Genomic DNA, 13,481 nt, shown 5'->3' on the forward strand with positions numbered 1-13,481 from the left:
CACCAACGTTCTGAAGAATGGCTTTAGAAATGGTCAGAGGCCTATTTGAATATATATAGGCCCTATTTATAACCTGTTAAAATCTTATAAAAAAACTATAATCTTAATTTCTGTTGAATTAGAAAATATATTTTTCCACAAATCAGTACTGCTAAATTCAAATAAGGGACGTAGATTCTCTTGTGAATCTATAATACCAAATTTAAAACACGTTTCTTGTGGATAATAATAAAATTGTCCCTTCGATAAAAGATCGCTGTTTTGAGATTTTTCTTTTGCCTTTTCTACGATGCCTTTTATAAGACCAGGTATTTTCAAATCTAGCAGCTCTAAATCATAGTTGGAAGTTTTAGCGGTACTATACCCTAGAGATTGTTCAGGAATTGCTGTAATTGAACTCCCCGTATTGTCAGTAAATGTTGTTAAGGACTGAAACTTGAAAGCAGATAATCACCCCAAAGTGCCCCTAATCACGTGGCCCATTTGAAATTTAGGCTCACTAAATTAGTCAGTTTCAAGCGGCTTGAAACTGTTTGGCAACGGATTGTGGTAGGTGCTTAATAAATTGGTTAACAGTCCCCTCGAGGAGGTTCCTTGGGATAATTGGTTCATCTTCCATGAATTCTTGTAAAGTTTTTACGAACCATACCAATACCTCAGTAATGTTCAAATCAGGCATGGCTTCTCCCATAATGTAAAATAGATCGCCAATGGTTCGATCGTCCCGCTCTTGCCTTTCCTGCCACGCTAGGAGGTCATATGTCATCATGACCATGGCAAGGTGACCGCAAAGACCGTCATACTTCTGGACCTGAGTTTGGTCAAAACGTAAGTATTGCTTGGCAGCTTTGAAGTAGGTCTCGATCTGCCAGCGCCGGCCATATAGTTGAATGATTTCATTTGGGCGGAGAGAGGTCTTCGTAGTTGCCAAGACTAAATAGTTGTTGGCATGGTGGCGATTGCTTACGAACACCAACTTTAATTCAACGCCCGATAGACTTTCAACGACACAACTATACTGGTAAGTGGCGCCTTCTTTAGACTTACGCCCTTCTGTCTGGAGTCGCTGGTAGAGCGTCTTAACGGAATACAGGCGCTTACGATAGCGATAGTAAACCTTCTTGGAACGCTTTAGCATTCCAACCCCATCAAGGCCGAGCTGGTTGATCAGGTCAAACATTTTAGGTGAACTATACCAGCTATCAAAGAGAACATATTGAGCTGGAACACCATTCTGAAGGGCTTGGGAAACCAGATCAACGGCGGCTTCATTCATCTTAGTTCGTGCTTGGTTTCGACGTTGACTAGCTAAGGTCCGCTGATCGTTCTTCAAGCAAGGTCCCAATTGATTCTCCGCTTTTCCACTCGACATTAAAGCGAAATTAACCGGGAGAAAGGTGTTGGCGTCACTCCAGCCCAGGGTGAGAGCCCGGTAGCCACGGACGTATACCCCTTTATTGTGGTCGTAAACTCGAGCGAGTAGCTCAGCCTTCTTGGCATAAGGACGGGCAAAGAGACTGTCATCAATGATTAGTGCTAGTCGGCGGCGGGAATCGATAAAGGGGCGAAGGGCCTTGATTACTTGGCTCGTTAAGAGGCAGGTTAACTTTTGCCAATTGGTTCGGCCATCATTCAGAAAATTACGGGCCGTCCGGGTGGTGAAATTAGCGTCTGATTGCGCACGGTAAAGTGATTTACGGGCAAAGATGGTCGTCATTAACCACTTAATCATCATCAACGGGCTGATTGGCGTGTGTCGTTTAAAGTTAATTTGATGAATAATTTTACCTAGACCAATCTGCTTAAAGAAGGTCCGGATTAAGAATTGAGCCTCGTCATTCGATTGCGATTGCTTTATACTGTTCATAGCGCAAGAACTCCTTTACTTTGGTTTTGATCAGTTAAAGTATAACGTAGGAGAGCTTGCGTTTTTCTATTTTTAGAGTGGAAAAGCGCAGAATGACGGGTTAAGCCCGCTATTCTGCGCTTTCAAGTTTCAGATTTAATGTGTAAACTTGACAGGGCACAGTACCGATCAAAGATCCTTCATTTGCTGCATTGCTGGTCCTACTTTATTCAACAATTCCGGTATCTTTACCTTTTTACGATTTTTTTAATATGGCAAAATAACGTAAAACACCAAAGTTACTATAAAAAAGACGTTTTAGTAAAAAGTGTCCAAGAAAGCTAGATCAATAATCTAACCTTCTCGGACACTTCATACTACGTATAAACCGATTAATTTACTTTAGAAGCGTGCATAACCTAAAGCATGTTGCGCAGCCAAATTAATTAAACTCCATTGCCGGTCGTAACCAGGTTGGAAGAAGAAGTCAGCTTCGGCTAAATCTTCAAGCGTCAAACGATGCTCTACCGCTAATGCCAAAACATTTCCTTGAGCAGTTAAATCACATGTTGAAAGGACTGCGCCGCCTAAAACAATGTGGGTATGAGGGTCAAACGTGATATCAACATCCACGCGAACATTGCCCTCTGACTCAGGAACGTATGCTGGACGGATGTGATCGACATAGTGTGAATTAACAATTTCAACGTTAGAACGTTCTGCAGTAAATTCATTTACACCCGTAGAAGCAAAGTGTTCGTCAAATACATGCAATGCTGATGAGCCAACTACGCCTTTAAAGATTTGGGTTGGTTTCTTCTCGAAAATATGGTTTACAACGTATTGAGCTTCACGCCGTGCAGTTGTAGCTAAAGCAATTGGAGATGGTTTTCCAGCCGGGATAGATAGTGGTAAGATGGCATCTCCGACTGCAAATATGTCGGGCACGTTGGTTCTCAAGTAGCCATCCACATTGATGAATCCGCGATCTGTCAGGTCCACTACGCCCTTGAGCCATTCTGTATTAGGTTGTACCCCGGCAGCTTGAATTACAAGGTCCGCAGGGTAACTACCCTTCTTAGTTTCCACACTGGCAACTTTTCCGTCGCCCTTAAATGCGGTAATGCTCTGGCTCATTTCTACTTGGACGCCGTTGTCAGTCAGCGTTTTATCGATAATTTCAGTCATTTCATGGTTGAGATAATTGCCGAGGGGACGATCGATGAAGTCAAATAAAGTGACGTGTTTACCTTTCTTAGCAAATACTTCAGCTGCTTCAATCCCGATGTATCCTGAACCAACCACCGCAACATTTTTAATACTATCATCAGTTAATGCTGCCTTAATCTTTGTAGCCCAGTCGTAACCTCGCATTAAATATACATTTTCAAGGTCTGTACCTGGGACAGGCAAATTCTTAGGCGTCACTCCTGAACTAAGAATCAATTTATCATAAGCAACTTGTTCTTCTGTACCTTCTTTTAAATCTTTAACGGTTACCTGTTTTTGGTCAACATCAATTGCTGTAACTTGATGGTTATTAAAAATATTTCCGCCTTTGGAAGTGATGTCTTCTGGTCGGAAATTCCTTACGTCATTAACATCTGTAACTTGGTCTTCTAAGTAAAGTTGCATCCCACAGGACATGAACGATACGAAATCACCCATTTCATAAATCGTAACATCGACGTTATCGTATTTATCCAACAGCTCAATTGCCGATTCATGACCGCCATGTGATGCCCCAACAATAATAACTTTTGCTTTATCCATCTATAATATCCCCCTATTCATAATATTACAGCTATAGTGTAACTCTTTTTGTAAACCGCTTACAAACAAAACGACAGTAATTTTATAAAAGCTATACTTTATTGCATTAAATGTATTTGTTTAAGGTAGATTGTAAAATTTAAGTTGAACATAATTAGTGGACAGAAAAACCCATAAAGGTCTTTAATGGTGTCACCACAACATTCCATTAGAAAGAAGGACCTTTATGGGCACCACTATTTTATCATTTGAAGACCGCGTTGTCATCGAAACACTTCATCATGAAAAGCACTCACTTCAATATATTGCCGATTATTTAGGCTTTAGTAAAACCACTATCTTTAATGAGGTTCATCGCTTAGCTGGTTAGTATCACGCAGTTAAGGCTCAAACTGACCATGAAGTTAAACTTAGTCATCGTGGTCGTAAAACCATCTTAACGACTAACCTAAAGCTATTGATTGAAGAAAAAATCAAGATCCAAAAATGGTCAATTGAACAAGTGGCTCATGTAGTTAGAATTGCCTACAAAACCATCTATAACTGGATTGATCAGGGACTACTGGATATTAATGTGACTGATTTACCTGACCATGGTATTCGTCGCAAACGATCTAAAGAAAGCCGTGGTAGTTTTAGTTATGGACGTTCCATCGAAGTTTGGGCCTAGAATAAAAAGTGTACAAGTTAAATAGAGACTCTGATTTAGTATAATTAAGGAAGTAAATTGGAGGATCAAATAATGACGAAGCACAGTTATGACAAGGAATTTAAGGAACAGGCCGTTCAGTATTACTTAGATAACAAGGATCACATGACCATGAATGAAATAAGTAAGAATCTAGGTATTGGGGCTAGTACATTACATAAATGGATTAAGCTGTTTACTGAGACTGGGGAGTTTGGCCGTGGCTCTGGTAATTTTGCCAGCGATAAGGACAAGGAGCGATCGAAGTATTAAAAAAATCAATCGGGATTCTGAGCAAGTAACTACCGAAAAGGTGTACCAAGAAATGGACGTTCAGCACGCTTTGGAATCCCACCCTTCCATCAATGGTATGTGTGATTATGTTGGAATCTCAAGAAGTGGTTACTATCAACGAGAAAAGCGTCATAATCACCAATCACCGCGAAAGCTTCGGAAGAAGTTTATTCAAGGTGAAATTAAAGCAATTTGGCTCAAAAGCCTTTGTATTTACGGTGCCGGCAAAATCACCCAAGAACTTCGCTCAAAAGGATATAAGATCGCTGAACGAACTGTTGGTAAGTATATGCGTGAACTTGGCATTCACGCCGTTTACCTAACCTCTTGGACGACTACCACTCGCAATTCTAAGTTTGATAAACAGCTAATAAATATTTTAGACGAGCAGTTCAATCCATTGCGACCAAACGCCGTTTGGTGCATTGACACCACTTATATTCCAGTTCATGACGGATTCGTTTATTTAACCAGTATTATGGACTTGTACTCCCGACGGATCATTGGTTGGGACTTATCTGAAACCTTGGAGGTATCGAATGTCATCCCACTTATTGAAAAGACTAAGCACAGTCGCCATATTAGCAAGCCATTAATCATGCACAGTGATCGTGGTAGTCAGTTTACGTCTGAAGCTTACAATCAAGTTACAGCTAACATGACATTAAGCTATTCAAAGAAAGCTTATCCTTGGGATAATGCCTGCATTGAGTCGTTTCATGCCTTGATTAAGCGTGAATGGATAAATCGGTTTAAAATCCATTCATACTCCGAAGCTAAACGACTAGTTTTTCAGTACATTGAAACGTTTTACAACACAGTTAGAATTCACAGTCACTGTGGATTCAAATCACCAAAGCAACTTGAAGATGAGTATCAAACTCAAATTCAAAATTTAGTCGTGGCATAGGACAAAAAAGTCTCTATTTAAATTGTCTATTTTATTGACAGGGGACCATACGCGCACGGGGGATTAAAGATATTCAGTTGTTCATCGCCGACGGTTTAGTTGGACTTCAATCTGCGATTGAGGCTAACTACCCGCAGGCGAAGTTTCAACGGTGCTGGGTCCACGCAGAGCGCAACCTTTTAGGGTACGTTCGCAAAAACGATCGCAGGGAGATTATCACCGACTTTAAGGCTATTCGGCAAGCAGAGAACCTACAAGCCGCCAAAGAACGATTGGCGGCTTTCAGTGCTAAGTGGGAGTCCAGTTATAAGCGTCGAATCAAGAATCTAGTCCAAATGGAGGAGCTATTCACGTTCTTCAGTTTTCCAACTGCGATCCGTCAGACCATCTACTCGACGAACCTAATTGAGTCGTTCAATAAGAGCCTGAAGAAGATGGTCCGACGTAAAGAGCAGTTCCCAAACGAAGGGGCCCTCGATCGCTTTATCATGACGCAAGTAATGGAGTACAACGATAAATTTGAGAATCGAGCACATCGGGGATTCAAGGACTGTCACGACACGCTTGATTCGATGTTTTAGAATCGCCAATTCATGCGGGCGAAGTTTCCTTTTTTACACAACATTCTTGACACTCTCACTTGCACGGCCAATATGGCAATCCCATGCAGCCGCTGGTTGCCTCCATCAACAGCTCCTTTTGGTGCAGCTACGCCCTTTTGCAGAAGTACAAGGACTGGCCGGTCTTTATTGCCAATGTCCCTGGCATTATCTTCGGCCTGATCACTTTTGTAACTGCCTTGCACTAAGCCGTCTTCATCTTTCTTTTTCGATAGTAAAAAATCTCCTCCTAGTAATAAGGCTATAATCCCCTTAAAGGTAACAAGTATGAAACCCAAGACTTATTATCGCTAGGGGGATTTTTATTTGCCAAGCTATTCGACACTAGATCGGCTATATTTTCTAAGTTGTTATCAGGATTCGGATCTTTCGATCAAGGTTTTCGCTGATTACAACGGGATCCACGATGGTTCATTACGTCGTTGGATTAAAGGATTCCTTCAGGAAGGAGTACTGGGGGTTAGGCGGAGCGCGACCAACCGCCATTTTAGTCTATCTCTCTCTTTCTGCGGTTGTCGACTATCAAGATAACGGCTTATCACGCCAGGAAGTGCTTCATAAGTACAATATTCGCAGTAATTCTCAACTAACCGACTGGGTTATTCGGTACAATAGTGGCAAACTACTAGCACCGAAAGGCGCAGGAAAGCGGGTTAGGAAAATGGGACGGAAAGTCAGTTACGACGAAAAGATTAAGATTGTCCAGTGGGCACTTGATCATGACAGTGATTACCAAGTAACAGCTAAGGAGTTCGACGTTTCGTATAACCGAGTGTATGACTGGGTTCGAAAATATCAGGCCACCGGTAACTGGGAAGTCTTAAAGGACCGGCGAGGTAAAAAGCCGCGTCCCAAAGGTGACGCTTTAACGCGCGAAGAACAGTTAGAAGAAGAGAACCGACAACTCAAGGCAAAAGTTCGGCGCTTAGAAGTGGAGCGAGCTTTCGCAAAAAAATTGAGAGAAATACGCAATCGGGAGGTGGACGATCCGCAAAATACGAAGCGATTCAGGAACTAGTTAAGGAAGGTTACACAGTGACCGAGTTGGCGGCGGTAGCAAACACGTCGCGTAAGTCATATTACATTTGGCTCAAGAAAAGGCAGATCAAGACCCAGCAAGAAATCGAGAATGCGAAGATTTTGGCGGCGATTCGTCAAATCGAGAAACGCCATTTGAACTGTGCGGGTTACCGGAAGGTCACGGCCATTCTTAATAGCGATACCAGCAAGATTAAAGAGTACACTTTTAGCTTCGACTTCCCGATTAACATTAAACGGGTCCGGCGGATTATGCGTGAGCACGGGATCAAAGCTGACATTCGCCAACCGCGTCGTAACCGGGTTAAAGAACAACAACAGTACCTTGAAGACAATGTATTACATCGCCAATTTGCCCCTGACCAGCCTAATAAGGTCTGGGTGACTGATACTACGGAACTTACTTACGGTCGTGGAAACAAGGTACGACTGCACGCAATCATAGATTTGTATGGGAACTATGCGCTTAGTTACTTCATATCTCCAACCGAAACCGCCAAGGACGTAATTAAAGCTTTTGAATTGGCTAAACAGAAGACCAGTAGGTTGGCTCCGTTAATTCATACAGATCGTGGATCTGCCTACACTTCAAGGGAATTCAGTAATTACCTTATCCAAAACCAATGCGTCCACAGTATGTCAGCGCCGGGGACCCCGGCTGATAATGCGGTAATTGAGCGCTGGTGGTGTGACTTCAAACATCTGTGGCTGGCACACCAGCCAGCGCCTCAAACGTATGACCAACTCTTAAAGTTAGTGGCAGAAGGCGTTAAGTACTTCAACACCGTTGAAATATCCGGTAAAAGAAAGAATCTCACCGCTGTAGATTACTACAGAAGTGAGATTGCATAACTTAATAATTTTAGATTTCTAAAGTGTTACCTTGACAGGGGGCAGTGCCTAATCTAGAGGGAGATTTTTCTTGTCTATTACAAGTCCAGCAGGCCATCTTCATCAAGGATTTTCACCTGCTTGCCTGTCCTTTTCAGATAGCCCATTTTTTCGAGGAGTTTGAATTTGCGGGAGAGGGTTTCGGGAGTAGTTCCCAAGTAGAGGGCGATATCTTTCATCTTCATGGACAGCTGGACCTGGTCGCTTCCAGCCACCTTAGCCAAGTCGAGCAGGTAGCTGGCCAGCCTTTCTTCGACCCGCTCCATGGCCAGGAACTGGGTCTGTCTTTCCGTGGCCAGCAGCTTCTGGGTGCTGAGTTCCAGCAGTTTGAGGGAGAGCTGGGGATTTTCTAGGAGGACCCGGTTGAAGTCGGCCTTGCTCAAGCTGCAGATTTCCGTATTCTCCATGGCCTGGCCGAAGAAGCTGTCGTTTTCCAGGCCAAAAAGCTGCGCTTCCCCTTCATAGTCACCCGGCTGGGCAACCCGGAGCAGCTGCTCGCGGCCGCTGGCGGACAGCTGGTAAACCTTCATGTTTCCCCGGGCCACGATCTGCAGCTTTTCATCCCCTGGCTGAAAAATCGTCTCACCTTTTTGATAGCGCCGGTGGCTGGCCAGGGAATTGATCTTAAGCTGGTCTTTTTCTGGCAGGTCCACGAATAAGGGAACCAGGCTGACACATATATGCTGCATTTTGCTCTCCTCTGCTGGTAAAAATTAGCCCTGGACCAAGTGGTCGAATTCTTCCAGGGTCTGGTAGGTCTTAGTCATCGCCCCGCAGGCGTCAGCCGGAATGGCGTAATCCGCGGTCAAGGACCGCAGCTTGCTGAAGTCGGCAGTCAAGTCTTCCTGGCCGGCTCTCACCTTCTTTTGGATGTCTTCATAAACCTTGCGGACTTCAAAGACTTCCGGGTGGTGGGCGCCGTGGGCCTTGGTAATTGCCTGCGTATATAAGTCTAACATTTCATCGTTCTTGGTAAAAAATTCCTTGATCATCATTTTTCTCCTTTTTTCTTGATTAGTCGTTTTTCTTATTTTTGCTTTTTTCTCTTATTTAGCGCTGGCCTTCAAGACGTCATAGCCGATATTCTTCACGGCTTGAGTGATCGTGTCCAAATTGGTTTTTTCCGGGTCGAAGTTGACCTTGGCCTTGCTTGCGTTGAAGAGGACCTTGACGCTGGTCTTTTCAACCCCGTCGACATTGGCGATGGCCCCCGCGATCTTCTGCATGCAGGTCGGGCAGGCTAATGTTTCAAGTTGTAAAATTGCTTTTTGCATGATTTCTTTTCCTTTCTTTTTTCTATTGGATACTTTCGCTGCCCTTAGTATACGGGCCTGTTGCTTGAGAAAAATTGTTTTCTATCAATTTTCGCGATTTTTGTAATTTTGACCGGTAGGCCAGAAGGCGCATGGCGTTCAAGATTACAACCAGGATACTGCCTTCGTGGACAAACATCCCGATGGCCATGTTCATCCATGAGCTGGCTAACACGCTGACCAGCAGGACGGCTACGACAGCCAGGGCGATGGTGATGTTCTCAATCATGTTCCGCCGGGTGGCCTTAGCCAGGGCCAGGGCCCGCGGAATCCGGTCAAAGCTGCCGTTCATGAGGACCACGTTTGAAGTCTCAATTGCCACGTCAGTCCCGCTGCCCATGGCAATCCCGATGTCTGCCCGGGCCAGTGACGGACTGTCGTTGATCCCGTCGCCGACAAAGGCCACGATTTCACCGGCTGCCTGCCGCTTTTTGACAAATTCGGCCTTGTCTTCTGGCAAAAGCTGGCCATATGCCTCAGTGAGGCCCAGTTCTTCCGCTACCAGGTCAACCGTCTTCTGGTTGTCACCGGACAAGAGGAGCAGGTTCTTGACACCCAGCTTCTTTAAAGCAGCCAGGTCTTCCTTAACCCCGGCCCGGATCTCGTCCTTTAAGCCTAAAGCAAGTTCCAGCTGCCCGTTTACAGCCACCAGAACCAGGGAATTGCCAGCACTTGCCAGCTCTTCCATGTCCTTTTCCATTTCTTTTGTAACTGGGACATGGTACTGGTCAAGCAAGTAGCGGTTGCCGACCAGGACCTGCTGGCCAGCTACTTGAGCAACGATCCCGCCGCCCTGGAGGACCTGGGAAGCTTCAACTTCTTTAGCTTCCAGGTCTTCATAGTAGCCAGTGATGGCTTTCGCCAAAGGGTGGGCAGATTCTTTTTCCACGCTGACCAAAAGCTGTTCAGCCAGCTGGCCCTGGCCGTACTTTTTCACCTGGCTGACCCGGGGGTCGCCGTAAGTCAAGGTCCCGGTCTTGTCGAACATGATCGTGTCGACCTTGCTGAACTTGGTGATGACTTCACTACCTTTAAAAAGGATCCCCTGCTTGGCCCCATTGCCGATTCCGGCCACGTTGGAGACCGGAACCCCGATAACCAAGGCACCCGGGCAGCCGAGAACCAGGATGGTTACAGCCAGTTCCAGGTCTTGGCTGATGAGGCCAACAATAATGGCCAGGAGCAGGACGACTGGGGTGTAGTACTTGGAGAAGCGGTCAATTAGACGCTCAGCCTGGGACTTGGAGTCCTGGGCTTCTTCGACCAGTTCGATGATCTTGCCAAAAGTCGTTTCATCCCCGACTTTTTCCGCCTTGATCCGGATGGTCCCGTTTTCCAAAATAGTACCGGCATAGACCGGGTCGCCGGGCTTTTTGCCTAAAGGCATGGATTCACCGGTAATGCTGGCTTCGTTGGCCGTCCCGGAACCGGAGACGACTTCCCCGTCAACCGGGATCTTGCCGCCGGTTTTGACCAAAAGGATGTCCCCTTCGTCCAGGTCGTCTAAGTCAACTTCTTCAAAGTCGCCGTCTGCCGTCTGCCGGAGGGCGGTTTCTGGCACCATCTCCACCAGTTTCTTGATGGCTGACCGGGTCTTGGCCAGGGTCCTTTGTTCAAGGTAAGCCCCAAACAAGAAAAGGAAGGCCACGATGGCGGATTCTTCGAATTCCTGGATGACGAAGGCACCTAAGATGGCCAGGGTCACCAGCAAGTCGATACTGATGACTTTGACTTTCAGGGCCTGCCAAGCGGATGCGGCGATCGGGAAGCCGCCGATGAGGGAGGCGGCCAGGAGCAGGCCGGACTCTGCTGTTTCACTTTTAAATAACCATTTTGCGGCAAAGGCCAGGACGATTAAGATGCCCGTAATTGCCGTCAGCCGGTTGCGATTTTTCATTAACCATTTTTGCATTGATCTTTTGACCTCCTTGCTTTGATGCTTTTAATATACCGGGAAAGCAGGATTCCCAAATTGATTTCTATCAAGATCGGGATTTTTACAAAAATTTTTTTACGAAAAAAGCCATCCAGGGGAATTTGATCCTCTGGCACTGCCCCCTGTCAAGGTAACACTTTAGAAATCTAAAATTATTAAGTTATGCAATCTCACTTCTGTAGTAATCTACAGCGGTGAGATTCTTTCTTTTACCGGATATTTCAACGGTGTTGAAGTACTTAACGCCTTCTGCCACTAACTTTAAGAGTTGGTCATACGTTTGAGGCGCTGGCTGGTGTGCCAGCCACAGATGTTTGAAGTCACACCACCAGCGCTCAATTACCGCATTATCAGCCGGGGTCCCCGGCGCTGACATACTGTGGACGCATTGGTTTTGGATAAGGTAATTACTGAATTCCCTTGAAGTGTAGGCAGATCCACGATCTGTATGAATTAACGGAGCCAACCTACTGGTCTTCTGTTTAGCCAATTCAAAAGCTTTAATTACGTCCTTGGCGGTTTCGGTTGGAGATATGAAGTAACTAAGCGCATAGTTCCCATACAAATCTATGATTGCGTGCAGTCGTACCTTGTTTCCACGACCGTAAGTAAGTTCCGTAGTATCAGTCACCCAGACCTTATTAGGCTGGTCAGGGGCAAATTGGCGATGTAATACATTGTCTTCAAGGTACTGTTGTTGTTCTTTAACCCGGTTACGACGCGGTTGGCGAATGTCAGCTTTGATCCCGTGCTCACGCATAATCCGCCGGACCCGTTTAATGTTAATCGGGAAGTCGAAGCTAAAAGTGTACTCTTTAATCTTGCTGGTATCGCTATTAAGAATGGCCGTGACCTTCCGGTAACCCGCACAGTTCAAATGGCGTTTCTCGATTTGACGAATCGCCGCTAAAATCTTCGCATTCTCGATTTCTTGCTGGGTCTTGATCTGCCTTTTCTTGAGCCAAATGTAATATGACTTACGCGACGTGTTTGCTACCGCCGCCAACTCGGTCACTGTGTAACCTTCCTTAACTAGTTCCTGAATCGCTTCGTATTTTGCGGATCGTCCACCTCCCGATTGCGTATTTCTCTCAATTTTTTTGCGAAAGCTCGCTCCACTTCTAAGCGCCGAACTTTTGCCTTGAGTTGTCGGTTCTCTTCTTCTAACTGTTCTTCGCGCGTTAAAGCGTCACCTTTGGGACGCGGCTTTTTACCTCGCCGGTCCTTTAAGACTTCCCAGTTATCGGTGGCCTGATATTTTCGAACCCAGTCATACACTCGGTTATACGAAACGTCGAACTCCTTAGCTGTTACTTGGTAATCACTGTCATGATCAAGTGCCCACTGGACAATCTTAATCTTTTCGTCGTAACTGACTTTCCGTCCCATTTTCCTAACCCGCTTTCCTGCGCCTTTCGGTGCTAGTAGTTTGCCACTATTGTACCGAATAACCCAGTCGGTTAGTTGAGAATTACTGCGAATATTGTACTTATGAAGCACTTCCTGGCGTGATAAGCCGTTATCTTGATAGTCGACAACCGCTGCCACTTTTAGGTCAATTGAATACCGGCGGTTGGTCGCGCTCCGCCTAACCCCCAGTACTCCTTCCTGAAGGAATCCTTTAATCCAACGACGTAATGAACCATCGTGGATCCCGTTGTAATCAGCGAAAACCTTGATCGAAAGATCCGAATCCTGATAACAACTTAGAAAATATAGCCGATCTAGTGTCGAATAGCTTGGCAAATAAAAATCCCCCTAGCGATAATAAGTCTTGGGTTTCATACTTGTTACCTTTAAGGGGATTATAGCCACCTTTAACAATGGATTTTATTTTCTGGTATCACGGTATTAGATATATCATTACCGCTGCCTACGGTGACGGTGGCTACATGATTGCCGAAGAACTCAGCGGAAAATTCATAATTCAAAACAAGAATTTTCGTAAGTTGGTAGAAGACGTTCCCCTGTTTGAAGGCAAAACTTTCAAGGAACTTTTGCCCGATTCAGACGTAGAATATTAGTTCATCAACCAAAACAAGCATCCCTGGCAGGATAACTTTCTTGCTAGAGATGCGTTTTTCGTCCAATTTTGCCCGATTTTGAACGAAAGAGCAAATAATTGGACAAAAAAGTCCCTTCACGCTTAAACATGAAGTGACTCTTCTTTAT

14 protein-coding genes and 2 pseudogenes are annotated in these 13,481 nt (G+C 45.1%); 7 read left to right on the forward strand and 9 right to left on the reverse strand.

All coding sequences use genetic code 11. The features are described from left to right. Positions 1–514 precede the first annotated feature (514 nt). Both FG166_RS07735 and FG166_RS07740 read right to left on the reverse strand, forming a co-directional pair. Positions 515–1,867: an IS4 family transposase gene (locus FG166_RS07735; protein WP_003684067.1), complete on the reverse strand. Its 1,353-nt coding sequence runs from the start codon at positions 1,865–1,867 to the stop codon at positions 515–517. A gap of 381 nt (positions 1,868–2,248) precedes the next feature. After that, positions 2,249–3,619, reverse strand: coding sequence for an FAD-dependent oxidoreductase (locus tag FG166_RS07740; protein ID WP_003684065.1), 1,371 nt, complete (start codon positions 3,617–3,619; stop codon positions 2,249–2,251). 226 nt (positions 3,620–3,845) lie between these two features. Here FG166_RS07740 and FG166_RS07745 point away from each other — a divergent pair. The 4 genes and pseudogenes from FG166_RS07745 to FG166_RS07760 form a co-directional block, all read left to right on the forward strand. Beyond that, positions 3,846–4,277: pseudogene (locus tag FG166_RS07745) on the forward strand (transposase); the annotation flags it as partial. An 84-nt stretch (positions 4,278–4,361) separates the two neighbouring features. Continuing rightward, positions 4,362–4,580, forward strand: a complete 219-nt coding sequence (locus tag FG166_RS07750; RefSeq protein ID WP_262335771.1) for a transposase — start codon at positions 4,362–4,364, stop codon at positions 4,578–4,580. A 40-nt stretch (positions 4,581–4,620) separates the two neighbouring features. After that, positions 4,621–5,511, forward strand: coding sequence for an IS3 family transposase (locus FG166_RS07755; RefSeq protein ID WP_262337645.1), 891 nt, complete (start codon positions 4,621–4,623; stop codon positions 5,509–5,511). Between the two features lie 47 nt (positions 5,512–5,558). Next, a pseudogene (locus FG166_RS07760) lies at positions 5,559–6,092 on the forward strand (IS256 family transposase); the annotation flags it as partial. Here FG166_RS07760 and FG166_RS09485 read toward each other — a convergent pair. Next, positions 6,089–6,409, reverse strand: a complete 321-nt coding sequence (locus tag FG166_RS09485; protein WP_222848645.1) for a hypothetical protein — start codon at positions 6,407–6,409, stop codon at positions 6,089–6,091. The pseudogene FG166_RS07760 and the gene FG166_RS09485 overlap by 4 nt on opposite strands. Positions 6,410–6,792: 383 nt before the next feature. Here FG166_RS09485 and FG166_RS09725 point away from each other — a divergent pair, with 383 nt between their 5' ends. After that, positions 6,793–7,149 (forward strand): helix-turn-helix domain-containing protein, encoded by a 357-nt coding sequence (locus FG166_RS09725; protein WP_021353571.1) that lies wholly within the window; start codon positions 6,793–6,795, stop codon positions 7,147–7,149. Next, a complete protein-coding gene (locus FG166_RS07770; protein WP_107760586.1) occupies positions 7,137–8,021 on the forward strand; it encodes an IS3 family transposase in 885 nt (294 codons plus the stop codon). The genes FG166_RS09725 and FG166_RS07770 overlap by 13 nt, the downstream gene beginning before the upstream one ends. Before the next feature lie 77 nt (positions 8,022–8,098). Here FG166_RS07770 and FG166_RS07775 read toward each other — a convergent pair whose 3' ends face one another. The 6 genes from FG166_RS07775 to FG166_RS09800 form a co-directional block, all read right to left on the reverse strand. Beyond that, positions 8,099–8,749: a Crp/Fnr family transcriptional regulator gene (locus tag FG166_RS07775; protein ID WP_003681672.1), complete on the reverse strand. Its 651-nt coding sequence runs from the start codon at positions 8,747–8,749 to the stop codon at positions 8,099–8,101. 24 nt (positions 8,750–8,773) lie between these two features. Further along, positions 8,774–9,055 (reverse strand): hypothetical protein, encoded by a 282-nt coding sequence (locus tag FG166_RS07780; protein ID WP_003681670.1) that lies wholly within the window; start codon positions 9,053–9,055, stop codon positions 8,774–8,776. A gap of 51 nt (positions 9,056–9,106) precedes the next feature. Next, a complete protein-coding gene (locus FG166_RS07785) occupies positions 9,107–9,334 on the reverse strand; it encodes a heavy-metal-associated domain-containing protein (RefSeq protein ID WP_003681668.1) in 228 nt (75 codons plus the stop codon). A 22-nt stretch (positions 9,335–9,356) separates the two neighbouring features. After that, positions 9,357–11,285, reverse strand: a complete 1,929-nt coding sequence (locus FG166_RS07790; protein ID WP_003681665.1) for a heavy metal translocating P-type ATPase — start codon at positions 11,283–11,285, stop codon at positions 9,357–9,359. A 184-nt stretch (positions 11,286–11,469) separates the two neighbouring features. Next, positions 11,470–12,354 (reverse strand): IS3 family transposase, encoded by an 885-nt coding sequence (locus tag FG166_RS07795; RefSeq protein WP_107760586.1) that lies wholly within the window; start codon positions 12,352–12,354, stop codon positions 11,470–11,472. Continuing rightward, positions 12,342–12,698 (reverse strand): helix-turn-helix domain-containing protein, encoded by a 357-nt coding sequence (locus FG166_RS09800; RefSeq protein ID WP_421648117.1) that lies wholly within the window; start codon positions 12,696–12,698, stop codon positions 12,342–12,344. Before FG166_RS09800 ends, FG166_RS07795 begins: the two co-directional genes overlap by 13 nt. A 434-nt stretch (positions 12,699–13,132) precedes the next feature. Here FG166_RS09800 and FG166_RS07805 point away from each other — a divergent pair, with 434 nt between their 5' ends. Continuing rightward, positions 13,133–13,333, forward strand: coding sequence for a hypothetical protein (locus tag FG166_RS07805; protein WP_003681663.1), 201 nt, complete (start codon positions 13,133–13,135; stop codon positions 13,331–13,333). Positions 13,334–13,481 lie beyond the last annotated feature (148 nt).

It is taken from the genome of Limosilactobacillus fermentum (genome assembly GCF_013394085.1).
GTDB lineage: Bacteria > Bacillota > Bacilli > Lactobacillales > Lactobacillaceae > Limosilactobacillus > Limosilactobacillus fermentum.